Source organism: Peribacillus sp. NJ4, assembly GCF_030348345.1.
GTDB lineage: Bacteria > Bacillota > Bacilli > Bacillales > DSM-1321 > Peribacillus.
The window spans coordinates 2,004,690-2,029,091 of the sequence record NZ_JAUCFQ010000001.1 but is presented as its reverse complement, the minus strand read 5'-3'; the positions used below and the strand labels follow the sequence as shown (position 1 = coordinate 2,029,091).

The 24,402-nt window shown below is 42.4% G+C and carries 27 protein-coding genes; 4 read left to right on the top strand and 23 right to left on the bottom strand.

The window, feature by feature from the left end:
- Positions 1 to 69: 69 nt before the first annotated feature.
- Positions 70 to 501 carry a VOC family protein gene (locus tag QUF94_RS10190; protein WP_289315749.1) on the bottom strand — a complete coding sequence of 144 codons (432 nt, stop codon included), beginning with the start codon at positions 499 to 501 and terminating at the stop codon, positions 70 to 72.
- Positions 502 to 789: 288 nt separating this feature from the next.
- On the opposite strand from QUF94_RS10190, the gene QUF94_RS10185 reads away from it, so the two are divergent.
- Positions 790 to 1,344, top strand: coding sequence for a MerR family transcriptional regulator (locus tag QUF94_RS10185; protein ID WP_289315748.1), 555 nt, complete (start codon positions 790 to 792; stop codon positions 1,342 to 1,344).
- A gap of 172 nt (positions 1,345 to 1,516) precedes the next feature.
- Here the strand turns inward: QUF94_RS10185 and QUF94_RS10180 are convergent, their stop codons facing one another.
- The 5 genes from QUF94_RS10180 to rnz all read right to left on the bottom strand — a co-directional run bounded on the left by QUF94_RS10180 (position 1,517) and on the right by rnz (position 6,361).
- Entirely contained in the window at positions 1,517 to 2,311 is a 795-nt protein-coding gene (locus QUF94_RS10180) for an ABC transporter ATP-binding protein (protein WP_289315747.1), read from the bottom strand.
- Positions 2,286 to 3,317 carry an ABC transporter permease gene (locus QUF94_RS10175; RefSeq protein ID WP_289315746.1) on the bottom strand — a complete coding sequence of 344 codons (1,032 nt, stop codon included), beginning with the start codon at positions 3,315 to 3,317 and terminating at the stop codon, positions 2,286 to 2,288. The genes QUF94_RS10180 and QUF94_RS10175 overlap by 26 nt, the downstream gene beginning before the upstream one ends.
- 32 nt (positions 3,318 to 3,349) lie before the next feature.
- Complete coding sequence (locus QUF94_RS10170; RefSeq protein ID WP_289315745.1) at positions 3,350 to 4,345, bottom strand: ABC transporter substrate-binding protein; 996 nt, start codon at positions 4,343 to 4,345, stop codon at positions 3,350 to 3,352.
- Positions 4,346 to 4,537: 192 nt separating this feature from the next.
- The gene (locus QUF94_RS10165) at positions 4,538 to 5,356 is read right to left on the bottom strand and encodes a squalene/phytoene synthase family protein (RefSeq protein WP_289315744.1); all 819 of its coding nucleotides are present in this window, start codon (positions 5,354 to 5,356) and stop codon (positions 4,538 to 4,540) included.
- A 63-nt stretch (positions 5,357 to 5,419) separates the two neighbouring features.
- The gene (gene rnz, locus QUF94_RS10160) at positions 5,420 to 6,361 is read right to left on the bottom strand and encodes a ribonuclease Z (protein WP_289315743.1); all 942 of its coding nucleotides are present in this window, start codon (positions 6,359 to 6,361) and stop codon (positions 5,420 to 5,422) included.
- Positions 6,362 to 6,589: 228 nt separating this feature from the next.
- Here rnz and zwf point away from each other — a divergent pair, with 228 nt between their 5' ends.
- On the top strand, positions 6,590 to 8,089 hold the full coding sequence (zwf, locus tag QUF94_RS10155) for a glucose-6-phosphate dehydrogenase (RefSeq protein ID WP_289315742.1): 1,500 nt from the start codon (positions 6,590 to 6,592) through the stop codon (positions 8,087 to 8,089).
- Positions 8,090 to 8,135: 46 nt separating this feature from the next.
- Here zwf and QUF94_RS10150 read toward each other — a convergent pair whose 3' ends face one another.
- Positions 8,136 to 8,297, bottom strand: a complete 162-nt coding sequence (locus tag QUF94_RS10150) for a hypothetical protein (RefSeq protein WP_289315741.1) — start codon at positions 8,295 to 8,297, stop codon at positions 8,136 to 8,138.
- Between the two features lie 292 nt (positions 8,298 to 8,589).
- Between QUF94_RS10150 and QUF94_RS10145 the strand changes: the two genes are divergently transcribed.
- A complete protein-coding gene (locus tag QUF94_RS10145; protein ID WP_089361468.1) occupies positions 8,590 to 8,763 on the top strand; it encodes an asparagine synthase in 174 nt (57 codons plus the stop codon).
- A gap of 92 nt (positions 8,764 to 8,855) precedes the next feature.
- Here QUF94_RS10145 and gndA read toward each other — a convergent pair whose 3' ends face one another.
- The 7 genes from gndA to mce form a co-directional block, all read right to left on the bottom strand.
- Positions 8,856 to 10,268, bottom strand: a complete 1,413-nt coding sequence (gene gndA / locus QUF94_RS10140; RefSeq protein WP_289315740.1) for an NADP-dependent phosphogluconate dehydrogenase — start codon at positions 10,266 to 10,268, stop codon at positions 8,856 to 8,858.
- Positions 10,269 to 10,309: 41 nt separating this feature from the next.
- Entirely contained in the window at positions 10,310 to 11,584 is a 1,275-nt protein-coding gene (locus QUF94_RS10135; protein WP_289315739.1) for a DNA polymerase IV, read from the bottom strand.
- A 97-nt stretch (positions 11,585 to 11,681) separates the two neighbouring features.
- A complete protein-coding gene (locus QUF94_RS10130; protein WP_289315738.1) occupies positions 11,682 to 11,822 on the bottom strand; it encodes a hypothetical protein in 141 nt (46 codons plus the stop codon).
- A gap of 47 nt (positions 11,823 to 11,869) precedes the next feature.
- Entirely contained in the window at positions 11,870 to 12,004 is a 135-nt protein-coding gene (locus QUF94_RS10125) for a hypothetical protein (protein WP_289315737.1), read from the bottom strand.
- 147 nt (positions 12,005 to 12,151) lie between these two features.
- The gene (locus QUF94_RS10120; RefSeq protein ID WP_289315736.1) at positions 12,152 to 13,273 is read right to left on the bottom strand and encodes a tripeptidase T; all 1,122 of its coding nucleotides are present in this window, start codon (positions 13,271 to 13,273) and stop codon (positions 12,152 to 12,154) included.
- A 224-nt stretch (positions 13,274 to 13,497) separates the two neighbouring features.
- Positions 13,498 to 15,048, bottom strand: coding sequence for an acyl-CoA carboxylase subunit beta (locus QUF94_RS10115; protein ID WP_289315735.1), 1,551 nt, complete (start codon positions 15,046 to 15,048; stop codon positions 13,498 to 13,500).
- Positions 15,045 to 15,470, bottom strand: a complete 426-nt coding sequence (mce, locus tag QUF94_RS10110; RefSeq protein ID WP_289315734.1) for a methylmalonyl-CoA epimerase — start codon at positions 15,468 to 15,470, stop codon at positions 15,045 to 15,047. The genes QUF94_RS10115 and mce overlap by 4 nt, the downstream gene beginning before the upstream one ends.
- Positions 15,471 to 15,637: 167 nt before the next feature.
- Between mce and prli42 the strand changes: the two genes are divergently transcribed.
- Complete coding sequence (gene prli42, locus QUF94_RS10105; RefSeq protein ID WP_155726463.1) at positions 15,638 to 15,733, top strand: stressosome-associated protein Prli42; 96 nt, start codon at positions 15,638 to 15,640, stop codon at positions 15,731 to 15,733.
- Positions 15,734 to 15,775: 42 nt separating this feature from the next.
- Here prli42 and QUF94_RS10100 read toward each other — a convergent pair whose 3' ends face one another.
- The 9 genes from QUF94_RS10100 to scpA form a co-directional block, all read right to left on the bottom strand.
- Positions 15,776 to 16,291, bottom strand: a complete 516-nt coding sequence (locus tag QUF94_RS10100) for a L,D-transpeptidase (RefSeq protein ID WP_289315733.1) — start codon at positions 16,289 to 16,291, stop codon at positions 15,776 to 15,778.
- A 31-nt stretch (positions 16,292 to 16,322) separates the two neighbouring features.
- Entirely contained in the window at positions 16,323 to 17,312 is a 990-nt protein-coding gene (locus tag QUF94_RS10095; protein ID WP_289315732.1) for an aromatic acid exporter family protein, read from the bottom strand.
- Between the two features lie 193 nt (positions 17,313 to 17,505).
- The gene (locus tag QUF94_RS10090; protein WP_289315731.1) at positions 17,506 to 18,228 is read right to left on the bottom strand and encodes an amino acid ABC transporter ATP-binding protein; all 723 of its coding nucleotides are present in this window, start codon (positions 18,226 to 18,228) and stop codon (positions 17,506 to 17,508) included.
- Positions 18,221 to 18,880, bottom strand: coding sequence for an amino acid ABC transporter permease (locus tag QUF94_RS10085; RefSeq protein ID WP_289315730.1), 660 nt, complete (start codon positions 18,878 to 18,880; stop codon positions 18,221 to 18,223). Before QUF94_RS10085 ends, QUF94_RS10090 begins: the two co-directional genes overlap by 8 nt.
- Before the next feature lie 130 nt (positions 18,881 to 19,010).
- Complete coding sequence (locus QUF94_RS10080; RefSeq protein ID WP_421157108.1) at positions 19,011 to 19,814, bottom strand: transporter substrate-binding domain-containing protein; 804 nt, start codon at positions 19,812 to 19,814, stop codon at positions 19,011 to 19,013.
- Positions 19,815 to 20,144: 330 nt separating this feature from the next.
- Positions 20,145 to 20,366, bottom strand: coding sequence for a hypothetical protein (locus QUF94_RS10075; RefSeq protein WP_289315728.1), 222 nt, complete (start codon positions 20,364 to 20,366; stop codon positions 20,145 to 20,147).
- Between the two features lie 86 nt (positions 20,367 to 20,452).
- Positions 20,453 to 20,890, bottom strand: coding sequence for a BrxA/BrxB family bacilliredoxin (locus QUF94_RS10070; protein ID WP_289315727.1), 438 nt, complete (start codon positions 20,888 to 20,890; stop codon positions 20,453 to 20,455).
- A 192-nt stretch (positions 20,891 to 21,082) separates the two neighbouring features.
- Positions 21,083 to 22,210 carry a methylmalonyl Co-A mutase-associated GTPase MeaB gene (gene meaB, locus QUF94_RS10065; RefSeq protein ID WP_289315726.1) on the bottom strand — a complete coding sequence of 376 codons (1,128 nt, stop codon included), beginning with the start codon at positions 22,208 to 22,210 and terminating at the stop codon, positions 21,083 to 21,085.
- Positions 22,210 to 24,402, bottom strand: coding sequence for a methylmalonyl-CoA mutase (gene scpA / locus QUF94_RS10060; protein ID WP_289315725.1), 2,193 nt, complete (start codon positions 24,400 to 24,402; stop codon positions 22,210 to 22,212). The genes meaB and scpA overlap by 1 nt, the downstream gene beginning before the upstream one ends.

Sequence of the window (24,402 nt, the reverse complement as noted above, 5' to 3'; positions counted from 1 at the left end):
TGATCCGGACTTCTTATGAGGGGCATAGGGAAGGTCCAGGTCAATTTGATTTCACAGCTGCAGTGAGCGTTACTTTATAATCAGCATATCCGATTCATCAAAACTCCAATCCTTCGAATACGCAACCTCCCAATAGTAACCATCGGGGTCTGAAAAATATCCGCTGTATCCTCCCCAAAAAACATCTTGAGGTGATTTCTCGATTGTTCCCCCGGCCTTTTCAGCCTTGTTGATCACCTCATCGACTTCTTCAGTTGATTTAGCATTATAAGCGAGCGTAAGACCCGGGAAACCATTTTTCTTAGGCGGTTCTATCTCATTGATGTCTTTTGCTAGCTCCTCTAAAGGATACAAAGCAAGTTTCGTTCCTGCATTATTAAAAAAAACGATTGCGAATTCGTCCTCTTTAATCGATGTATGGAATCCCAATCCGTCCCGGTAAAACCTTAATGATTCATTGATATCCCTGACACCTAAAGTTATAATGTTGATCCTGTTCATACTAGTCCTCCTTTTTACATTGTTCATTGGTAATTCGACATTTGAATCATTTTTCCTTTAAAAGCTTAATTGACCGGCAAACCACGCACTCACAAATGCTCTTTAAAGCTCCTAACAAGGCTCACCATTTTCCAAAACCGACTCCAAGAGAATTTCCCCCTTATTGATCGTTTCGCATGCAAATTACGTAGGAAATCCACTTTCTTTGCCGAATGAAAACATGTTTTGTCATCTGTAAAGGAATTGCCTCATACTTATCGAATTCAACAACCAAAAGGGGGAATCTCGATGAATACAAGTGCAGTTGCCCGGTTACTGAATGTTTCCCATAGTACGATTCAACGCTGGGTTACCCAATTGAACATGGAAGTAGAACGGAATCAACTTGGCCACTACCAGTTTTCAGATGATGACATTGCATTATTGAGAAAAGTCCAAGATCAGCTGAACGAGGGCATCATTCTCCAAAAGGTCAGCATATCAGAGAAAAAAATTAGAAAAGCAACCGTCCAGAAACACTCCGAAACGAATAAAGAACATGAACAATTGATAGAACGGGTCGTCAGGCTTGAAAATGGACTGAAAACAAAAGCGGACGATGTTGTATCCTATCAACTTTTACAGCACAGAAGTGAAATGGAAGAAATGCACAAACTCGTTAAGAAGCTCGAAGCCCGTATTGAAGCGTTAGAAACACCAATGGACCAGCACTTTGATTATTTCCTCGCGGCTGAAGAAGCTGCTGCCACGAAAAAGCCGAAAAAAAGACCATTCATAAAAATGATTTTTGGAAATTACAGAAAGAACGATACTTCATCATGGAGCACAGCCGACAGCGATTAGCATCGGTTATCATCCAAGATCGTTAATGATTGCTCCACCATAGCCATTTTCCCTATGTTCAGGTACTTCATCGACATTCGTTCAGAAATAGGACCTGATCTGATAATTGCCCAAAATAAAAAGGCCCTGCCCCAAGGTTAATCTTCCACCTGGGTCGGGCCTTTTCATCATCTTAAATCAACACTGCACGGTCATTTAGCATTTTTTCACCTTTGATGCGCTGGAATTCGTTAAGCAGTTTTTCAACGGTTAGCTTCTGCTTTTCAGCGCCTCTAGCTTCAAAAATGATCTGTCCCTTATCCATCATGATCAAGGAATTTCCAAGATCGATCGCCTGTTGCATATTATGAGTCACCATCAACGTCGTTAACTGGTTCTTTTCGACGATTTCCTTCGTCAGATTTGTAACAAGCTCTGCCCTGGAAGGATCAAGTGCTGCTGTATGTTCATCAAGAAGCAGGATTTTAGGATCGGTGAAGGTCGCCATCAGCAATGATAGAGCCTGGCGCTCCCCTCCCGATAATAATCCCACTTTTGCTGTCATCCGGTTTTCCAAGCCTAAATGAAGGGTACCTAAACATTCTTTAAATAGTTCTTTCCGTTTTTTTGTCACCCCGAAGCCTAAACCTCTTCTATTGGTTCGGCCATAGGCGATCGCCATATTTTCTTCAATCGTCATATGTGGTGCCGTTCCCAGCATGGGATCCTGAAAAACGCGGCCAATCATTCTGGCACGTGCATGTTCTTCAATTGCCGATACGTTTTCCCCATCAATGATGACTTCACCGGCATCAGGGAGAATCTTACCGGAAATCATATTCATCAACGTCGATTTACCTGCTCCATTACTTCCGATGACTGTTACAAATTCGCCTTTTGTCATATGCAGTTCCAGATTTCCAAGGGCAAGTTTTTCATCCGGTGTTCCCTCGTTGAAGACTTTATAAATCTGATTTAACCGAAGCATATCCTTCCCCCCCTTTCGGTAAAGTCCCGCCATGACGCATCTGTATTTCTTTAAGCCGTCTTTTCTTCCGGTTTTTTTCCTTTTGTTTATCGGAAATTTTCGGAATGACAAGTGCCCCGACCACAATAAGTGCCGTAATTAATTTAACATCACCTGTATCAAGGAATTCTACGCGAAGTGCCAAAGTTACGACGATTCGATAAATAATCGCCCCTCCAATAACCGCAAGCGTCGCACGTGCAATCGTTTTTGCCCCAAATAAAGCCTCACCGATTATGACGGATGCCAATCCGATGACGATGATTCCTATCCCCATGCCAATATCACTAAAACCGTTATATTGGGCAACCAAGGATCCCGAGAATGCCACAAGTCCATTTCCGATTGCAAGTCCGAGGATTTTCATGTTGCCGGTATGGGCTGAAAAACTCTTGACCATGGCTTCATTATCACCAGTTGCCCGTAAAGCCAGACCGATTTCCGTTTTTAAAAAAGCTGACATTCCAGCTTGAATGACAACGGCCACAATCAGCATAACGATTAATATGGCCCACGTCTTTGGCAGGCTATCACCGAGACCCACGATCGATAAAAGACCATTCAACAAATTGTCCAGCCCGGTGCCGACCCAGGCATCCTGGATATTCGTGATAATGGTCGTTTGAGAAAGCAACGGAATGTTGGATGCACCCATGATCCTTAAATTGATGGAGTAGAGCGCAATCATCATTAAGATACCTGCCAGGAGTGGATTGATTTTTCCTTTCGTATGCAGGAAACCCGTTATTGTCCCAGCGATGAACCCTGCCACCATAGCACTCAATGTGGCTACGATTGGCGAGAAACCGTTAACGATCATAATGGCGGCAACAGAGGCCCCTGTCACAAAACTACCTTCCACTGTCATATCCGGGAAGTCGAGAATCCTGAATGTTAAATAGACACCGAGTGCCATGATCGCATAAATCATTCCCGACTCAAAAGAGTTAAATAAGGCTGAGAACATTTTTTTCTTCCTTCCCCGAACAAAAGCAGAGTTTATTTTACAAACTCAGCATCTGCTTTCCATTCTTCTTTTATTTCAACACCCATATCTTTTGCTGCCTTTTCATTAATGACCAATTTAAGTTTTTGTGGATATTGAACCGAGATATCCCCAGGCTTTTTACCATCCTTCAATATTTCAACCGCTTTTTGCCCCGCTTCATAACCAATATCATAGTAACTGAAGCCGTAGGCTGCAAAACCACCCGCTTTAACGGAATCAAGCTCACCAACAAACAAAGGGATATCTTGATCATCTGCGACGGAAATGACCGATTCCAGAGCCGAGACAACTGTATTATCAGTAATGATATAGAAAGCATCCGCTTTTCCGATTAATGATTCCGCTGCCTGTTTTACCTCGGCTGAAGTCGAGACAGATGCTTCCACGACTTTCAATCCTGCTTTTTTCGCTTCCGCTTTCACATTTTTTATTTGGACGACGGAATTTTGCTCCCCTGTATTATAAACGGTTCCAATTGTCTTGGCGCCAAGTTCTTCCGCTAGGAATTTCATTGACTTTGCAATGGCTTCAGGATGGGAATCCGTCGTGCCCGTCACATTTCCGCCTGGCTTATCCAAAGATGTAACTAGCTCCGCCGCTACGGGATCGGTAACCGATGTAAAAACGATTGGAATATCCTTGGTCGCATTTAATGAGCTTAGGGCACTAGGAGTGGAATTCGCAAAAATCAGATCCACTTTATCCCCAACGAAGTTATTGGCAATCGTCTGACTGTTGTTTTGGTCACCCTGTGCAACTTGAAGATCATACTTGGCATTGATGTCACTGTCCTTCAATGCCGCCTGGAATCCTTCATATGCCTGATCCAGGGAATCATGCTGAACGATTTGTGATACCCCAATCTTGAAGGTATCCTTTCCGCCTTCATCCTTGGCCGTATCTTTTTCCTTGTCATTTCCACACCCAGCCAGTAATAAACCTGCGACCAATGTCATGGCTGCAGTTGAATATAATTTCTTTCTCATATGTTTCCCCCCGCTTTTTTCTTATTTAATAACGACGCCAGCTTTTTAGCTTTTATGTCCTAAATTATAATCGTTTAGTCCCAATTATTCCAATCTATTTTTTAACTTTTTAGAATTTTTTGAGTTTTAATTGTAAAACATCAAAAAAGCTGCTGTGAAAGGGGATAACTTTCACAGCAGCTAAATGGAATATCAGTGTTCGACTACTTGGTTAACAATTTCGGTAACTGTAGCACGATCAATTTTTTCTTTGCCTTCTTTCAAGGCCTTCAATGTGGCTTTTGCCAATTCCAAGGGTATTTTACAGAAGTGGATGATCTCTTTCGTTTCAATCTCCCCAATGTAGGCATCGGCTAATGTAAGATTATGTTCCGTATGGGCAAGCATCTCATCGAAACCCCAGCCATCCGGATAAAAGTTCACACCACGTTCTGCATCTTCCTCACGGTTACGCAGGATATTGACCGTTTGGAGTCCACGGCCAAATGCGATGGCAAGTTCACGGTCCGTTTCCGTTCCATCATACCAGTTCCACATATCAGACAACATGACTCCAACCAAACCCGCAACATAATAAGTGTAATCATCGAGCTCTTCCTCATTATGGATTTGCCAATCTTTCTTAACCCACTTGGCCATGCCTTCGGCCATTTCCTTTGTCGACTCTAGGACTTTGGCTTTTGCACCGGGAGGACAATATTGAATCCAGTCCGAAAGAAGCAGGGTCACTTCGGGCAGTTCATCCTTATATGGTTCAAATAACGATTGAAGTTCTTCTTCCCTATAATCCGAACCAAGCAGCTCACTGAGATCCTGTAACAGGGAAAACTTAATATCAGCAGGAAGACCTGGGTGATCCTCGATCTCATCGATGGCGCGCATGCAAAGGTATGCTGCTCCAATGGCCTCCTGTAATCCCTTTGGAAGATAGCTGATTGGTATGAAGAAAGTCCGGCTTGTTTTTAAGAGAAAATCCATTGCTTTAGTATGTAGGTTACTTTGGTCAGTCATATTTACACTCCTTTAAATATCCAATGAACAATTGATTAATTATATCAAACATCAGCATCGATTTCAGCTACCCTCTTCCTCTGAATATAAAGGAACTTTAATGGTCATTAAATCTTCTGCCATGATCGTGTTTGCAAAGATTGCTTCGCTTTCCGCTTTTAACCTCTCCGAATCCTCTGGAGTATAACGTGAGCTGATATGGGTAAGGATTAGATGCTTAGCTCCCGCTTTCAAAGCCGTTTCTGCAGCCTGAACCGTGGTCGAATGATAATAGGCGGATGCCATTTCAGATTCTTCCGCTGAAAATGTAGCTTCATGAACAAGGTAATCCGCCGATTCAGCAAGAATGAGGGCATTGCTGCACACTCGTGTATCACCAAGAATCGTGATGACCCGGCCTTTTTGCGGAGCACTGAGATAATCCTTCCCATTTAGGACACGGCCATCATCGAGATTGACCGTTTGTCCATCTTTCAATGCTTTAAAAAGCGGACCCGGCTTTACACCTTCTTTTAGCAGCCGGTCGACCAGTAAGCTTCCCGGACGATCCTTTTCCACAATCCTGTAACCGATACTGTAAATGCCATGATCAAGCGACATCGCCGTCACTATGAATTGTTCGTCCTCAAATACTACGCCTTCCTCTATTTCAATGATCTCCAATGGATATTTTAAATGAGTGCCACTCACCTGTAAGCTCGTCTTAATAAATGCATCAATGCCATGTGGACCATATACGGTCAATTTTTCCAGTCCGCCCTGAAAAGATCGGCTGCTTAAAAACCCAGGGAGTCCGAAGATGTGATCACCATGCAAATGGGTGATGAAAATTTTTTCGATCTTTCGCGGTTTGACTGCCGTTTTTAAAATTTGATGCTGCGTCGCTTCACCACAATCAAATAACCAAACCTTCCCCCGCTCTTCCAATAATTGAAGAGCGATTGACGTCACATTACGCGCTTTAGCCGGAACGCCAGCGCCTGTACCCAATAAAACAAAATCCACGATACTACCTCCGTTGCAAATACTTTATGACTTAACTATAGCATAACCAAGGTGCTCTTTCATTTATGGTCCATTAAAACCGAAACCAAATTAATCTTTTAATGAAATATGAGAAAAAATGCGCAAATTGATTGCTTTGAGGGAAAGCTAAACGTAAAATTAGAAATTGGTACACATTCGGGAATTCCAACTTTATAGACAGATTTAAGGGAAAGTTGAGGTTTTAACATGACAGAAAACAATAAACCCACAGCATTGATCATGATTTTTGGTGCTACCGGAGATTTAGCGAAAAGGAAATTGTTTCCTTCCATATATCGACTATTTCAAAAAGAGAAAATCAATAAATTCGCTGTCGTTGGAGTAGCAAGGAGACCATTGACGAACGAAGAGTTTCAAACAAGTGTCAAGGACTCCATACTTACGTTCGGACATGCGGAAGAAAAGGTAGACGAATTCATTTCCCATTTCCATTATCACTCCCATGACGTAACTAGCTCGGAATCATACATGCAGTTAAAGGACATTGCCGTAAAATTAGACGGACAATATCAATTAGAAGGAAACCGGATCTTTTATTTAGCGATGGCACCCGAGTTTTTCGGAACGATTGCCGAACAGATTAAAGCTCAAGGCCTGACTGACTCGAAAGGATACAAGCGCCTGGTCATAGAAAAGCCATTTGGACACAGTTTCGAAACAGCACAAAAATTGAATGAGCAGATTCGAACTGCCTTCGCTGAAGATGAAATCTACCGTATCGATCATTATTTAGGAAAAGAAATGGTTCAAAATATTGAGGTCATACGTTTTTCAAATGCCCTTTTCGAACCGCTTTGGAATAACAGATATATATCTAACATCCAGGTTACTTCAAGCGAAACACTTGGCGTTGAAGAACGTGGGCGTTATTATGAAACTAGCGGTGCCCTAAGGGATATGGTCCAAAACCATCTGCTGCAAATGGTTGCCTTGCTTGCCATGGAACCCCCAATCGCTTTGACTACCGAAGAGATCCGAAGCGAAAAAGTGCGGGCTTTGCGTTCACTTCGCCCAATGAAAGTGGACGAAGTCGATCAATACTTCGTCCGTGGCCAATATGGTGAAGGAGCGGTAGACGATCAAACACTTCCGGCATACCGCAATGAACATAACGTAAATCCCGAATCCAACACAGAGACCTATGTTGCGGGCAAATTGATGATAGATAACTTCCGTTGGGCCGGTGTACCTTTTTATATCCGTACCGGTAAGAGAATGGATGTCAAATCAACGAATATCGTTGTTCAATTCAAAGATATCCCAATGAATTTGTATTATAAAACGGAAGAAACGTTGAACCCGAATCTTCTCGTTATCCATATCCAGCCAGACGAAGGCATCACACTATACTTAAATGTCAAGAAATCCGGGACGACATCCAATACAAAGCCAGTGAAACTGACCGTATCCAACAAAGGGATCGAACACATCAATTCTCCCGAGGCATATGAAAAGCTATTGTTTGATAGTATGCGCGGCGATGCTACAAACTTTACGCACTGGGACGAGGTTGCCCTCTCATGGAAGTTCGTCGATACCATTTCCAATGCATGGGAAAATACTAAAGAAGAGTCTTTCCCTAACTATGAAGCAGGATCCACAGGTCCACTTGCATCCGATGAACTCCTGGAAAAGGATGGGCATATTTGGTGGCAAATCAAGAAAAACGAAAATAATGATGATTGATTAAATAAAGAAGGGATGCAGATTTGAATCTGCATCCCTTCTTCATTCATGAAAAACTCTTCCTGACCAACTTCTCCCTGATAATACGAAGCATTTCCTTGGGCTTGGACATTTCTTCATCCATTTCTGAATTAAGCCAATATGAAACACCAAATTCTAAGGCAATGAAAAATAAAAAAATGGCTACAGCCAACCAGATGATGAACATCTGCCATCCGCTCCTTCTCTCTCTTATCTGCCTACTGTATCCTAGGGTCCGTCCATGGCTTTCCATGTTTATATTCCTTTTTCCGCAGGTGTTTAAACCTAAAAGGCCTGGATGAATGACATACATCATACTACGTTTTCCATAAAAAAGGTAAATCAATTAGCACTATTTACAATTAGTTCGTTTTTACCATTTTCACCCTTTTATTCTCTTTATAAGAAAAGAATGCTGAGGTTACACTAGAGAAGGTGATATTAAGGCACCACTAACTTCGATGTAGAGGGATTAAACGATGGACATTCGTGAAGGATTAATTCCAACAGCCTTGGGCACAGCCGTGACAGCTGCGGGCTATGCAATGAAGCAGAACAGGCGCTCAAACAAAATGGTGGCTAATACGGTCTTTGGTTTCGGTTTGGCACATATTGTATTAGGGGTCATTGACCTTGTAGAGCATCGGAGATAGTAAAAAGAGAGGGCGCATTGGGGCGCCCTCTCTTTTTCTGTACATACAAGTTACTTCAATCGATGAATACAAAAAAAGCCGGCTTGAACTTTTTATTTTTCCATCCATTCGGTATGGAACGTTCCCTCTTTATCAATGCGTTGATAAGTATGAGCACCAAAATAGTCACGTTGAGCTTGAATTAGGTTAGCTGGCAGCGTTTCTGTACGATAGCTGTCGAAATAAGCAAGAGCTGATGACAAGCAAGGAACCGGAATTCCGTTCATCACTGCCGTTGACACTACTTCACGTAAAGCTCCTTGATAGCTTTCAACGATTCCTTGGAAATAAGGATCTAGAAGAAGGTTGTTCAAGTTCGCTTCACGATCGTACGCTTCCTTGATTTTTTGTAGGAATTGTGCACGGATGATACAGCCGCCACGGAAAATCATCGCGATTTCCCCATATTGCAAGTTCCAGTCATTTTCTTCTGATGCTGCTTTCATTTGTGCAAATCCTTGTGCATATGAACAGATCTTGCTCATGTAAAGTGCTTTACGGATATTTTCAATCAAAGCCTTTTTGTCACCAGTAAATGATTCGGCTTTTGGACCGCGAAGGATTTTACTCGCTGCAACACGCTCGTCCTTGATTGCTGAAATAAACCGGGCAAATACGGATTCTGTAATGATCGGAAGCGGAACACCAAGATCAAGCGCACTTTGACTTGTCCATTTCCCTGTACCTTTTTGGCCAGCTTTATCTAAAATGACATCGACCATCGGCTTGCCAGTTTCTTCATCATATTTTTTGAAAATATCAGCAGTAATTTCTATTAAATAGCTATCAAGTTCCCCTTCATTCCATTCAGTAAAGACTTCATGGAATTCTTCAGCGGATAGTCCCAGAAGATTTTTCAAAAGGAAATAAGATTCGGAAATCAACTGCATGTCCCCGTATTCAATACCATTATGTACCATTTTCACATAATGACCTGCTCCATTCGGTCCGATATATGTACAGCAAGCATCACCATCGACCTTAGCTGAAATATCCTTCAAGATCGGTGCAACCAGTTCATATGCTTCTTTTTGACCTCCAGGCATGATGGATGGACCTGTCAGAGCTCCTTCTTCCCCTCCTGACACGCCTGTACCGATGAAATGGATGCCAAGCTGGCTTAATTCCTCATTACGGCGCTGAGTGTCCTTGAAGAAGGTATTCCCTCCATCAATAACGATATCACCTTTATCAAGTAACGGTTTTAACTGCTCGATTGTTGCATCTGTTGCAGCACCAGCTTTAACCATCAATAAAATTTTACGTGGCGTTTCCAAAGAATCGACGAATTCTTCAAGCGTATAAGTGGCTGTTACGTTTTTGCCTTCCGCTTCCTTCATCATTTCGTCCGTTTTTGACCCTGAGCGATTAAACACGGAAATTGAATATCCTCTGCTTTCAATATTAAATGCAAGGTTTTTGCCCATTACAGCTAGTCCGATAACGCCAATCTGTTGTTTTGTCATGATCATCTTTCCCTTCTCTATATCTTTACACAGCTTATACGCTATTCTTTGTCAAAAGAATCATCATGCCTTCTGGATTGCTCAAAGAAATCTTTGCTGAAGCTAGTGTCTGTTCCAATCGAACGATTCTTCAAGGGTAATCCCTTTTTAATAATATTTTCTCCGTACTTATTTTGCAAGTGTTCCATCGCTTCATACAGAGGTTCTTTTTCTGCATCCTCTTTAAAGGAGAAAATATCCAGCTGCTTGAAGGCCGACTCTTTCTCGATGACATCATATGCAGTGACACCAAGAAGCCTGATTCCTTCCCCATTCCAATTTTTCATAAATAGATCGGTAGCTACATCCAAAATATCCTTTTTTTCAAAAACTGGATTAGGAACCGTTCTGCTTCTCGTTATAGTGCGGCGGTCTTTATAACGGATCGTCACACCAATTTTTTGACCAAGCAGGCGTTTATTTCTTAAACGGACGGCTACCTTGCCGGAAAGCTTTTCCAATACACCGATCAGTTCTTTTTGATTGGTGGTGTCATGTGGAAGAGTTGTCGAGTTCCCAATGCTTTTATGATCAAAAATCGCTTCGGGATCGACAACCCTGGGATCGTTTCCATTAGCCCTATCTTTCAAACGGATGCCATTGATCCCAAGAAGCTGTTTCAGTTGATGATCATTGGCGTGTGCAAGGTCCCTTATCGTCATTATGCCAATAGTATGAAGCTTTTCCGAGGTCTTATCCCCGATGCCATGCATTTCGCCGACTTGTAAAGGCCAGAGCTTTTCCGGAATATCCCTTTTCCTAAATACGGTGATTCCCATAGGCTTCTTCATATCTGAGGCAGTTTTGGCCAAAAATTTATTAGGGGCAATCCCGATGCTGCAAGGGAGATCCATCGTATTATAAATTCTTTCCTGAATGCTCTTGGCTATATCTAAAGGTGAACCCAATTCGGCGCATTCACTAATATCCAGATATCCCTCATCTATCGAAACCGGTTCAACCATCTCTGTATATTGCCTTAATACATCGAAAATAGCCAGTGATGCCTTTCGATAACGCTCGAAATTCGGTTTCTGGATGACTAATTGAGGACATAGTTTTTTCGCCTGCCAAATCGGCATGGTCGTTTTAACCCCAAACTTCCTTGCTTCATAGCTGCAAGTGACGATTATGCCTCTTCTCTCTTCAACATTGCCTGCTATGGCAAGCGGTTTGCCTTTCAATGAAACATCATATGACATTTCCACTGAAGCATAGAAACTATTCATGTCTACATGGAGAATGACCCTGCCATTTTTGGGATACATGTCCTTCATGTTTGACCGTCACATCCTTGTAAAAATAAAAAACACCGGATAATAGGGTCAATAAAAAAAACATTTCTTTTAAGATACCCCTATTTATCTTTGGTAATCACTGTAAAAGTGCTTCCACTCCAAGAAAAACAGCCATCATGTATTGATGACTGTACATAAATTCCTGCAATACCTGAACTCCTTCCAAAGATGATACGAGTTTTTGCGGATCAATGATCGTAATCAAACGGCTACCCACATTGGCAACACCCTGCATATATTCAGTTTTTTGATTGCCTAATTAGCCTATCCGTTCAAAGGGTATATCCGTAAATCAAGTATTTCACGGGCTGCCTGGACAATGAAGGGGATATCCACCTTTAATGTAATCCCCCTCTGTTCATCTGCCGATACCTGATTTACCTGGATATAATACCTCATTCATATCAATCAGTGGTTACAATTCATTCCAGACTTTGTCATGCCAGCAACAAATCCTGGAAAGTGGGAACCAATGTAATGCAGCAGGTTTCCCGTCGGTAACCTGCTTCGATATATTCAGGAAACTCCTGTCATTTTCCGGGTTGATTATTCGCCGGATACTTCTTTGATGATACTGACAACCATCTCAGCAAGCTTCGTTAATTCCTCAACTGGAATTCTTTCATTCGTAGTATGGATATCTTCATAGCCCACTGCGAGATTGACAGTAGGAATCCCAAAGCCTGCAATGACATTCGCATCGCTTCCGCCGCCGCTTTTAACCAACTCGCATGGACGGCCGATTTTCTCTGCTGCCTTTCTCGCGATTTCGACTACATGGTCACCAGCCCCATATTTAAAACCAGGATACATGACGTTAACTTCAACTTCGGCACGTCCACCCATTTCAATAGCGGCAGTCTCGAATGCCTCTTTCATTCTCGCTACCTGTTTTTCCATTTTTTCAGGAATCAAGGATCTTGCTTCTGCAAGGATTTCAACATGGTCACAAACAATATTGGTTTGCTGTCCACCCTGGAAACGTCCGATGTTGGCTGTCGTTTCCTCGTCGATTCGGCCTAATGGCATTCTAGAGATTGCTTTTGCTGCAATCGTAATAGCCGAAACTCCTTTTTCTGGAGCGACACCAGCGTGAGCGGTCTTGCCTAAAATTGTCGCAGACACTTTCGCCTGGGTAGGTGCAGCAACGACGATATTGCCCACTTTTCCATCACTATCAAGTGCAAAACCGAATTTAGCCGTTACAAGGGAGCGATCCAATGCCTTTGCTCCAACCAAGCCAGATTCTTCACCGACTGTTATGATGAACTCGATTGTTCCATGCTCGATATTCTGTTCTTTCAACACTTTAAGCGTTTCTAACATGACCGCTAATCCAGCTTTGTCATCCGCCCCTAAAATGGTCGTTCCGTCTGACACTATGTATCCATCTTTGATGGAAGGCTTGATTCCGTTCCCAGGAACAACCGTGTCCATATGGGAGGTGAAATAAATGGTATCTACGCCTTCTTTCATTCCTTTTAAAGTACATACTAAATTGCCTGCACCATGACCGGTAACTGCTGTTGTATCATCTTCAAAAACCTCTACACCCAGTGCCCCGAATTTTTCTTTCAGCACTTTGGCGATGGCTGCTTCATTTTTCGTTTCGGAATCAATCTGCACCAATTCCATGAATTCACTAACTAAACGTTCTTCATTAATCATAAAATAAAACCTCCAAAAAAGTTTTCCTCTTTAATTATACTTCTAAAAGCGGCGCCCCGGCAAATAATGTGAAAATGAAGAACCCTGCTTAATGGTCATTTCCCTCCCAAAAGGTCGTTTTAAACTGGTGAATGATGTCTTATAAATGATTTCCTTTAATCATGATTTCTTCCCAATATGGAAAGAGCCCAAAATGGATTTATTTTGGGCTCATTGCAGTTGGATCACAACGGGATATTGCCGTGTTTTTTCCATGGACGTTTTTCTTTTTTGTTGCGAAGCATTTCAAGTGATTGAATGATCTTAATCCTTGTTTCACGGGGATCAATTACATCATCCACCATTCCAAGACTTGCGGCAACATATGGATTGGCGAATTTCTCACGGTACTCTTCTATTTTAGCTGCACGGGTCGCATCTGGATCTTCACTATTTTGAATTTCACGGGCAAAAATGATATTTGCCGCTCCAGCAGAACCCATTACCGCGATTTCAGCATTCGGCCATGCAAACGTAAGATCCGCACCGATGGATTTACTATTAAGAGCCACGTAAGCTCCCCCGTATGCTTTACGCAGAATGATCGTCAATTTTGGTACTGTCGCTTCCGAATAAGCGTATAGCAGCTTTGCACCGTGGCGAATGATTCCGCCATGCTCTTGTTTAACGCCCGGAAAGAACCCGGAAACATCTTCAAACGTAATTAACGGAATGTTAAACGAGTCACAGAAACGAATAAAACGGGCAGCCTTATCAGATGAATCAATATCCAGTCCCCCTGCCAATACTTTTGGCTGGTTACAGACAAGCCCCACTGATTTCCCTTTGATTCGCGCTAAACCGATCACTATGTTCTTCGCAAAGCCCTCTTGCACTTCCATAAAGGAATCCTCATCGACAATTTGCTCCAATACTTTCCGAACATCATATGGACGGATCCCTTCATAAGGGACTACATCCGTTAAGTCCGGACGGTAGTCATCGCCTACGTCCGCTTCCACAACCGGCGGCTTCTCTTCATTATTTTGTGGAAGATAGCTCAGGAGACGTCTAACGTCGGCCAATACTTGTTCTTCTGTTGCTCCCTTGAAATGCGCATTACCGCTTATGGTATTATGTACAGTCGCTCCACCCAATCCTTCAGATGAAATCTTCTCACCCGTTACCGTTTCAATGACTTTGGGTCCTGTTATGAACATTTGGCTCGTTTTTTCAACCATGAAGACAAAATCGGTTATGGCTGGAGAATATACGGCTCCGCCTGCACAAGGTCCCATAATAACGGAAATTTGTGGAATGACGCCTGAATAAATGGAGTTTCGATAAAATATTTGACCATATCCGTCAAGGGAAACAACACCTTCTTGAATACGCGCTCCACCAGAATCGTTCAAACCTATGAAAGGGGCTCCATTTTCCGCTGCCAAATCCATAACATTGGCAATTTTCAGAGCATGCATTTCCCCTAGTGCACCGCCAAATACAGTAAAGTCCTGCGAAAACAGGTAAATGTCGCGGCCGTTCACCTTTCCGTAACCGGTGACAACCCCTTCTCCCGGTCCTTCTTCCTTTTCCATGCCAAAATTGGTATTACGGTGTTTGATAAAAGGATTGAGTTCAATGAAAGTTCCCGGATCAACTAGAAGTTCAATTCTTTCCCTTGCAGTAAGTTTGCCCTTTTCATGCTGCTTATCGATTCTTTCTTCTCCACCGCCCATTTCCACTTTTCGGCGTCTATCATATAAGTCATTGATCGTTTCATATATGTCTGTCATTCCTGCTCCTCCTTTGATTCGGCTCGTTCACAAAGCTCATATAATACACCCGCAGTAGACTTGGGATGAACGAAAGCAACATCTGCATGGTGCGCTCCCTTTCTTGATGAATCATCAATCATGCGCAATCCCGATTCTTTAATTTCTTCAATTCGATCTTCGATACGATCGACGCCAAGCGCCACATGATGAATACCTTCACCGCGTTTTTCAATGAATTTGGCGATTGGACTTGAAGGTGATAACGCTTCCAACAACTCCAAACGGGTATTGCCTGCCAAGATGAAGGCCACTTTTACGCCTTGGTTCTCCACTATCTCAATTCCTTCAAGTTTCAATTTCAGCGTTTCCGTGTAAAGTGGCAAAGTATCATCAAGTGACTTGACGGCAATCCCGATATGATCGATATTTTTTATCATCATTCAAACCCCCATGCTATGTATTATTGGATGACTCCATTTAAACACTACTAATCTTGCATTAAAGTCCTTTAAGATTCGGAATAATATGAACATAATACTTTTACTTGTTTCTACTAAATGTTCAAGTTAAAATGAAATCAATTAAACTGTTTTGAAGGAGAGAGCATATGGGAAACAAAAAAATAAGAAAGATCGTCGTGTATTTAATGCTTATCTCAATGTTATTAACGAGCTTATTATCAGGTATCGCATTTCTTTTGTAATAGACATCGTAATGGGGAGGGGAGCAAAAAGCTTCCCTCTCCTTATTTTATCGCTCCGTTTTTCTTTGCCAAAGTTTTGAAATCCTCGTTCGATATGGTAATCAACACCTTAGTGCCGATAGGGACTTTTTCGTACAAACGCTCTACATCGGATTTAAGCATCCGTACACAGCCATTTGAGATGTATTTATCAATTGATGATGGCTGATTCGTACCATGAATTCCGTAAATCCTCCCATCGGTATTTCGTGCATCGAAGCCAATCCACCGCGACCCCAGAGGGTTCCTGGGATCGCCGCCGGGAATATTCTTTTTACGGTAATAAGGATTGACCGCTTTTACTTTAACCGTGAAAATCCCTTCAGGTGTCAGTTCCTGGCTCTTTCCCGTACCGACCGGCAGTATCTCCTTGACCTCGTTATCATCAATGAACGCCAATTTATTGTTGGCTTTATTGATGATGATAAAAGGATCGCCAGGCTTAACAGGTTGAGGTTGGGCATGTACCTGCAGCGGCCACAAAGATAGCATAAGCAACAAAGAAAGGAACCATTTCATTCGTCTCAATCCCTTTACTTTTTTGCTTAGTTTAAGCCAAGTGCCTCTTTTTCATTCGGTTGCTGGTCAGCTTGGGTAATCCCTTGAAGGAATGCTTCAACAATAAATAGCGTTCCATTTCCTTCATGAGCTGCAGTAATGCGGCCCTGGATTCGAACTCTTCCCGTGTCTGCGGCAGTGCCATTCCCCTAAAATGAATCTCCATTTCTTCAAGCTTCTTCAGATAAAGAATGGCCGTATTTTGTGGGTGGACGTTTTCTGCCAGATCTTCTATAAAATCAGCCACTATCCCGCTTTGCTTGACGACCAATGGAATATTCGTGACTAGGGGAAGAATTCGTTCAATGATTTCAAATTGCTTTTCACGCATTTTGAAATAATGGTAATACAGGTCTTCTTCCCTTAAAAAATGATTTTCCACGTCCCTGAAGGCAAGGCTTTTGGCTTGATTAAGAAGATTGGCTGTTTCAGTAATTTCCTTACCATCCCATGTGTGATCATTATCCCTTAAATAGCGGACAATCCCCATCAAGATCGCACTAAAGTTAGTTTCGATACGTTCCTGATAGGCAAGCAGTTTCTTATCGACACTGGGCATGTACAGATTCATGACAAGCGCCACTCCAACACCAACGGCAATTAATATCGTTTCATTGATCAGCAGTGAGAAAGTGATGTCACCCGACCCATATAGGTGCATGATGATGACGCTACTCGTCACAATCCCCTCATTAATCTTCAAGGCAACTGTCGTTGGAATGAAAATCAAGAGAATCAATCCTATTATCAGTGGATGGAACGCGATGAACTGAAACATTAGGGATGAATAGGCCATTGCGATCAAACAAGCTAAAAACCGGTGCCAGGAGGCATACACCGACTTCTTTTTCGTGACTTGAATGCATAAGATCGTAATGATTCCCGCAGCCGAAAAATACTCCAGGTTAAGCATTTGTGCAATAATGATTGCCAGGGTAACCCCCAAAGCAGTTTTAATCGTTCTGTATCCGATTTTAAACATTGTTATGTATCACCTGGCTCTTTCGCTATCTATTATAATACTATCAGGAATTCAGATATTTTCACAGTCCTTTGCGAATGAAATTTCCAATTATTCAAAATACATTCACTCAAAAATACATTATAGGAATAAAATAAAAAAAGGCAACCTAAACGTTACCTTTTTTTCATAATTATATACTATTTGCTTTAGCTTATAAAACTTTTTCCAAGAAGTCTTTTGCACGCTGGCTTTTCGGATTGGAAAAGAATTCTTCCGGAGCACTTTCCTCAACGAGCAGACCTCCATCCAGGAAAAGGACACGATCGGCCACTTCTTTGGCAAATCCCATTTCATGCGTTACGATCAGCATGGTCATCCCTGTATGTGCCAGTGTCTTCATAACCTCGAGCACTTCTTTTACCATCTCGGGATCAAGAGCAGATGTCGGCTCATCAAAAAGCATTACTTCCGGGTTCATTGCCAATGCCCGTGCAATGGCGACCCTTTGTTTTTGCCCGCCTGACAGACGATTCGGATAAGCTGATTCTTTATCGTCCAAACCGACTTTAGTCAATAGCTCACGAGCTTGTTTCACTGCCTCAGCCTTTGATAATTTTTTCACCTTCATAGGTGCATATGTCAAATTCTCCAGTACGGTTTTATGAGGAAATAAATGAAAATGTTGAAATACCATCCCGACATTTTCACGCACTTTCATGATATTGGTCTTTTTTTCAGTGATAATTTGATCTTTAAATCTTATTTGACCATCAGTTGGAGTCTCGAGCATATTGATGCAGCGCAAGAAAGTTGATTTTCCCGAACCGGATGGGCCGATGATCGCCAACACTTCACCCTGCCCTATCTCGGTGCTGATTCCTTTTAATACCTCGAGCTTACCATAATTTTTTTTGAGTTCATCAATTTTAATCACTGCGCCTCATTCTCCTTTCAATCACTTTGCCTAAGATGGTAAGAACCATGACCATCACATAATAAATGAGTCCGGCAAATAAAATAGGCTCGAAGAATTTATATGTCTCACCGCCGACAATATAAGCACGACGCATGATATCCCCTAATCCAATGATTGTGACAACGGCTGATTCCTTCGTTAAGGAAATCAATTCGTTCACAAGGGAGGGCAGGATATTCTTGATGGCCTGCGGAAGGATAATATTAAGCATCATCCCTGAATAAGGGACCCCAAGTGCAAGTGCAGCCTCGCGTTGCCCTTTATCGACCGCTAAAATCCCCCCCCTGATAATCTCAGAAATGTATGCCGCAGAATTTAACCCGAACGCTAAAAATGCTGCTTGGAATGCTTCGATTTGAATCCCTAATATTTGTGGTGAACCAAAATAAATAAGCATTAATTGCAGCACTAAAGGGGTACCGCGGAAAATGGATGTATAAAAGTCAGCAATCCAATTCAAGGGCTTGATTCTACTGATTTTTAGTATAGATAATAATATTCCCAAAACAAAACCGATTACAGCCGCAACCGCTACAACTTTTAATGTAGTCGGTATTCCCTCCAAGATATATGGAAGGGAGGGTATAATCCTATCAAATTCCAGATTCACTCCATTCATCCTCTCTTATGAAGGCCGTTATCCCAGGCCTTCCTCCTGCTTCATTTTAATAACAATAAAGCGCGGAAAAACGTTCAGAAGGCATATTGCATCTCTTCTGAACGTTTTTCATCTCTCTGCATTATTCAGTTTCGCTGCCACCGAACCATTTTAGTATTAATTTTTCCATTTCGCCATTCTCTAGCATTTTTTTCAATTCGGCATTGAATTCGTCAGTTAACTCGCTTCCTTTTTGGAAAGCGATTGCCGAACCGGCATCTTGTTCACCAGACTCGATCACATGGCCCACCAAATCCTTGTTATCTTTCAAATAGCCTTTAGCCACAGTATCTTCCATGATCACGGCGTCAAAACGTCCAGTAGACATTTCTTGAACAACTTCGGGAATACGATTCCGTTTTTCAACTTTCATCCCGATATCTTTGGATTTATTCAAGTCGTTTGCCAATGTCTCCTGAATGGATGCAAGCTGTACGCCTACCGTTTTCCCTTTTAAATCTTCAACAGTTTTGATCTTACTGTCCTCTGTCGTGATGATCATGTTCTTAGCTGTATAGTAAATATCACTGAAATCAACGGATTGCTCACGTTTTTCTGTCGGAGTCATTCCAGAGATAACGAAATCGACCGATTTATTTTCCAGAGCCGGCACAAGACTATTAAAGTCAATGTCTTTAACTTGGACCTCATAACCTAATTTTTTACCGATTGCTTTAGCGATATCGATGTCGAATCCTTTTATTTCATCACTTTTAGATGTTTCAACAAATTCAAATGGCGGATAATCCGCAGATGTTCCCATAACCAGGACCTTTTTGTCTTCGTTGCCAGCTGTGTTCTTATCTTCTTTCTCTGATGTTCCGCATGCCGCTAAAATACCTACTAATAAAACAGAAGTAAGCAACAATGCTAACTGCTTTTTCAACTTCATTATTATTCCTCCAAAATGATATTTTCAATTCTCTTGTTATTAAATTTGGTTTAGTTAAATTTTGAATAACTAATATTCATACACTAATGTGTATTTTAACACACTCTAATAATTATTCAATAACGTAAATAATAGATTTATTTTTCAGAATATTTACACAAGTTTCTTTCTGAGTTTTCGCACTTTCCTCCATGAGGATATATCTGGCTTCCTTATCTATCTTCTTTCCTAAACGTTCCTTAATTATGCAAGTTCATGAATAAAAAAACCCGCCGATTGGGCGGGTTTCAGACTATAGACAAACTAGAAGAAAAGCTAGTTTGTCTACGGATTTTTTCTAAAAAAAATATTCCAGTTGATTTCAGAAATCCGCTCCCTTTCCGCCGACTGTCTGCCAAGCCTCATCAAAGCAAGCGTCTGTGGTGTCTTGGCTAGCCAGTTATTCGGCAGGAGTGTCGTAAATTTCTTCAATCCAGAGAGGATTTCATTCCATATAAAAAAGTAAAAATTCATGAAGGATAACCAAGTCTTCTTTTTATAAATCATGGATCGGGATGAGAGCATTCCGAACCCCATTTTGTCAACAAACTAAAACCCGCCGATTGGGCGGGTTTTTCAGTTATGACTATGACTTACACTTCTTCGCAATATTGGTCGAAGTAGTCTTGCAATTTTTCAACTACGGACATCGGGTGGTGACCTTCAATTTCATGGCGTTCTACCATAGTGACGATTTTTCCATCTTTCAACAATGCAAATGATGGGGATGACGGCGGATACCCTTCGAAATAATCACGTGCTTTCTCCGTTGCCTCTTTATCTTGTCCAGCAAAAACCGTAACAAGCTGATTTGGGCGTTTATCATTATGAATCGCATGAGCCGCTGCAGGTCTAGCTATACCCCCGGCGCAGCCACAAACGGAGTTGACCATAACAAGCGTCGTTCCTTTTTGTGCAAATACTTCTTCTACTTCCTCGGGAGTGGTCAATTCTGTATATCCAGCAGTCTTAATCTCATCGCGAGCCTGTTTGACTACGTCGTTCATTAAAAAATTAAAATCCATATTCATGGTATGTGCTCCTTCCAAGTTTTCTCTTCAATCCTATCATAACAATTGCCTCTTCGTGATTCAATAAATTTACCTGCTAAACAGCATAAAGCGTTCCGAATATGTTTAAAACGAAAGCGAAGCGGGAATTATATGTGTAACAACAAGAAGACTTCTTAGAAAAGGATGGGGCATGCCCCATCCTTTTCTAGTTTAATTCGGCTTAAACGTATCAGTAAAAGATTGAAACGCCTGCTTAACAGCAGCTGTGACCGTTTTATTCCCTGACATCACTTGATTCTCGAGTATAGGGAGAAGACCTTTGACGGTTTCATTTTTATAGAACATCGTTTTAAGTTGGTGATCCATTAATGAATAAAGCCATTCCTTAGATTGCATTCTTCTCCGTTCCTGGAAAACACCCGATTCCTTGGTCATATCGGAAAATTCATTCAATACATCCCAAAGCTCAGGAATTCCTTTACCGGTTATAGCAGAACAAGTATATGCCTTTCCTGCCCATCCCTTTGTTGCTGGCTGAAGGAAGTGCAAGATTCTGCTATATTCGGACTTTGTCCTAATCGCCAGCGGAATGTTCTCTCCATCCGCTTTATTGACCACAATTCCGTCCACAAGTTCCATGATCCCTTTTTTCATCCCCTGTAATTCATCCCCGGCACCTGTTAGTACAAGGAGCATGAAGAAGTCGACCATGCTTCGTACTATAGCTTCACTCTGACCGACACCAACGGTTTCTATCAGTATGACATCAAATCCTGCCGCTTCACAAAGCAACATCGTTTCCCTCGTTTTACGGTGAACTCCTCCTAAGGTGCCTTCGGATGGTGAGGGCCTTATGAAGGCATGGGGGTTTCTTGCCAGCTCCTCCATCCTCGTCTTATCGCCTAGTATACTTCCCCCATTTATCGAAGAGCTTGGATCGACGGCTAGGACAGCAACCTTATGACCCCTTTCACATAAGTAGGTTCCGAAAGTCTCGATAAACGTACTTTTTCCGGCACCAGGCACTCCGGAAATCCCGATTCGAATCGAGTTCCCGGTATGAGGAAGGATGGCATGCAATAATTCCTGTGCAGGATCGAAGTGGTGGGATGCATTGCTCTCAATCAGTGTAATCCCTTTAGCAAGCCTGGCCCTGTCCCCTTTTATGATTCCCTCCTTAAGTTCATGGATCGGTACGTTTACATTTTGTCTTTTGACGAATTTGCTTTTTGAAGCTTTGTTATGGCTGGCTGCTAATTCTACACCTGGCTTTAATGATGAAGCAAAACCTTCCTGATTGTTATCATCGACCCATTCCGGCTTCTTGTCTTCACTCATTATTGGGCCACTTCCTCATATCCAAGGCGATTGTATATTTCCTGAAGCACTTTTTTCGCTGCCTGGGGAATGACAGTACCAGGTCCGAAAATGGCTGAAGCGCCATTTTCCATTAAGTACTCATAATCCTGTGCAGGTATGACGCCACCGACGATCACGATAATGTCTTCACGGCCCAATTTCTTCAGTTCCGACATAAGCTGAGGCAATAATGTTTTATGGCCGGCAGCAAGCGAACTCATTCCGACAACATGCACATCATTTTCCACGGCCTGTAAAGCAGTTTCTTCCGGTGTTTGGAATAATGGACCGATATCGACATCATAGCCTAAATCCGCAAAACCCGTTCCTACTACTTTAGCTCCGCGATCATGACCATCCTGACCCATTTTAGCCATTAACAAACGCGGCCTTCTTCCTTCATTTTCAAGGAACTCTTCCGTCATGCGGACGACTTCCTCAATTTCCGCTTCTTTTGAGTATGCTGAGCTGTATACGCCGCTGATTGAACGGATGGTTGCTTTGTGACGTCCAGCCACCTCTTCGATTGCATCGGAGATTTCACCTAGTGAAGCTCGTACTCTTGTAGCTTGAACAGCCAATTCCAGCAGGTTGCCTTCACCCGTTCTAGCAGCCAAGGATAGCGCCTGAAGGGCTTCATCCACCTTTGCCTGATCACGTTTCGCTTTTAATTCGCCCAAACGCTTAAGCTGACTCTCGCGAACTGCAGTATTATCAATCTCCAGTATTTCAATCGGATCTTCTTTTTTCAAACGATATTTATTGACGCCGACGATCGTTTCATCTTGAGAATCGATTTTAGCTTGACGCTTTGCAGCCGCTTCCTCGATTCTCATTTTTGGAACGCCGGTTTCAATTGCCTTTGCCATTCCTCCAAGTCCTTCGATTTCTTCTATGTGAGCCCATGCGCGTTCGATTAATTCATTTGTGAGCGATTCTACATAGTATGAACCCGCCCATGGATCGATTACCTTTGTGATCCCGGTTTCCTCCTGCAGATAAAGCTGTGTGTTGCGTGCAATGCGTGCCGAGAAATCAGTTGGAAGTGCAATGGCCTCATCCAATGCGTTCGTATGCAGGGACTGTGTATGTCCAAGTGCGGCCGCATGCGCTTCAATCAGGGTCCTTGCGACATTATTAAACGGATCCTGCTCGGAGAGGCTCCAACCGGAGGTTTGGGAATGAGTCCTCAATGCCATCGCTTTATTATTTTTCGGTTCGAATTGTTTCATCAGTTTTGACCAGATGAAACGAGCCGCCCTCATTTTCGCCACTTCCATGAAATAGTTCATACCTACAGCCCAGAAGAATGACAGTCGTGGTGCAAATTTATCGATATCAATACCTGCTTTCATGCCGGTACGTGCATACTCAAGCCCATCAGCCAACGTATAGGCAAGTTCGATATCCGCCGGCGCACCCGCTTCTTGCAGATGATAACCGGAGATGGAAATGGAATTGAATTTGGGCATATATCTCGATGTATACTCGAATATATCAGCTATGATTTTCATGGACATTTCAGGTGGGTAGATATACGTATTCCGAACCATATACTCCTTTAAAATGTCATTTTGAATCGTGCCTGAAAGTTTATCCTGTGTAACGCCTTGTTCCTCAGCTGTCACGATATAAAATGCCAGGATGGGTAATACCGCCCCGTTCATGGTCATTGACACGGACATCTGATCAAGCGGAATACCGTCGAACAGGATTTTCATGTCTAGAATGGAATCAATGGCAACTCCCGCTTTCCCCACATCACCGACAACTCGCGGATGATCAGAGTCATAACCACGGTGTGTGGCTAAATCAAAGGCAACTGAGAGCCCTTTTTGCCCCATTGCGAGATTACGTCTGTAAAACGCATTCGATTCCTCAGCAGTAGAAAATCCTGCATACTGACGTACTGTCCAAGGACGGTTGACATACATCGAAGGATAGGGCCCTCTTGTAAATGGGGCGATGCCTGGTACACTCTCCATATGCTCCAAGTTGCGATTATCTTCTTTAACATAAAGCGGTTTGACTTTTATTTGTTCATTGGTTTCAAACAGAAGATCCTCGATATTTTCCCCAACGGCTTTTTCGGCTTCTTTTTTCCATGCTTCTACCGTCCCTTTAATCTCAGCCTTGGCAGGATTTATAGCAGAAAAATTCGGTTTTTTCAT

What these genes read in the sequence shown, in the direction of transcription:
- QUF94_RS10190 (WP_289315749.1), bottom strand. Translation starts at nt 501, where the DNA reads ATGAACAGGATCAACATTATAACTTTAGGTGTCAGGGATATCAATGAA.
- QUF94_RS10185 (WP_289315748.1), top strand. Translation starts at nt 790, where the DNA reads ATGAATACAAGTGCAGTTGCCCGGTTACTGAATGTTTCCCATAGTACG.
- QUF94_RS10180 (WP_289315747.1), bottom strand. Translation starts at nt 2,311, where the DNA reads ATGCTTCGGTTAAATCAGATTTATAAAGTCTTCAACGAGGGAACACCG.
- QUF94_RS10175 (WP_289315746.1), bottom strand. Translation starts at nt 3,317, where the DNA reads ATGTTCTCAGCCTTATTTAACTCTTTTGAGTCGGGAATGATTTATGCG.
- QUF94_RS10170 (WP_289315745.1), bottom strand. Translation starts at nt 4,345, where the DNA reads ATGAGAAAGAAATTATATTCAACTGCAGCCATGACATTGGTCGCAGGT.
- QUF94_RS10165 (WP_289315744.1), bottom strand. Translation starts at nt 5,356, where the DNA reads ATGACTGACCAAAGTAACCTACATACTAAAGCAATGGATTTTCTCTTA.
- zwf (WP_289315742.1), top strand. Translation starts at nt 6,590, where the DNA reads ATGACAGAAAACAATAAACCCACAGCATTGATCATGATTTTTGGTGCT.
- QUF94_RS10150 (WP_289315741.1), bottom strand. Translation starts at nt 8,297, where the DNA reads ATGTTCATCATCTGGTTGGCTGTAGCCATTTTTTTATTTTTCATTGCC.
- QUF94_RS10145 (WP_089361468.1), top strand. Translation starts at nt 8,590, where the DNA reads ATGGACATTCGTGAAGGATTAATTCCAACAGCCTTGGGCACAGCCGTG.
- gndA (WP_289315740.1), bottom strand. Translation starts at nt 10,268, where the DNA reads ATGACAAAACAACAGATTGGCGTTATCGGACTAGCTGTAATGGGCAAA.
- QUF94_RS10135 (WP_289315739.1), bottom strand. Translation starts at nt 11,584, where the DNA reads ATGAAGGACATGTATCCCAAAAATGGCAGGGTCATTCTCCATGTAGAC.
- QUF94_RS10125 (WP_289315737.1), bottom strand. Translation starts at nt 12,004, where the DNA reads ATGAGGTATTATATCCAGGTAAATCAGGTATCGGCAGATGAACAGAGG.
- QUF94_RS10120 (WP_289315736.1), bottom strand. Translation starts at nt 13,273, where the DNA reads ATGATTAATGAAGAACGTTTAGTTAGTGAATTCATGGAATTGGTGCAG.
- QUF94_RS10115 (WP_289315735.1), bottom strand. Translation starts at nt 15,048, where the DNA reads ATGACAGACATATATGAAACGATCAATGACTTATATGATAGACGCCGA.
- mce (WP_289315734.1), bottom strand. Translation starts at nt 15,470, where the DNA reads ATGATGATAAAAAATATCGATCATATCGGGATTGCCGTCAAGTCACTT.
- prli42 (WP_155726463.1), top strand. Translation starts at nt 15,638, where the DNA reads ATGGGAAACAAAAAAATAAGAAAGATCGTCGTGTATTTAATGCTTATC.
- QUF94_RS10100 (WP_289315733.1), bottom strand. Translation starts at nt 16,291, where the DNA reads ATGAAATGGTTCCTTTCTTTGTTGCTTATGCTATCTTTGTGGCCGCTG.
- QUF94_RS10095 (WP_289315732.1), bottom strand. Translation starts at nt 17,312, where the DNA reads ATGTTTAAAATCGGATACAGAACGATTAAAACTGCTTTGGGGGTTACC.
- QUF94_RS10075 (WP_289315728.1), bottom strand. Translation starts at nt 20,366, where the DNA reads ATGATTTATAAAAAGAAGACTTGGTTATCCTTCATGAATTTTTACTTT.
- QUF94_RS10070 (WP_289315727.1), bottom strand. Translation starts at nt 20,890, where the DNA reads ATGAATATGGATTTTAATTTTTTAATGAACGACGTAGTCAAACAGGCT.
- meaB (WP_289315726.1), bottom strand. Translation starts at nt 22,210, where the DNA reads ATGAGTGAAGACAAGAAGCCGGAATGGGTCGATGATAACAATCAGGAA.
- scpA (WP_289315725.1), bottom strand. Translation starts at nt 24,402, where the DNA reads ATGAAAAAACCGAATTTTTCTGCTATAAATCCTGCCAAGGCTGAGATT.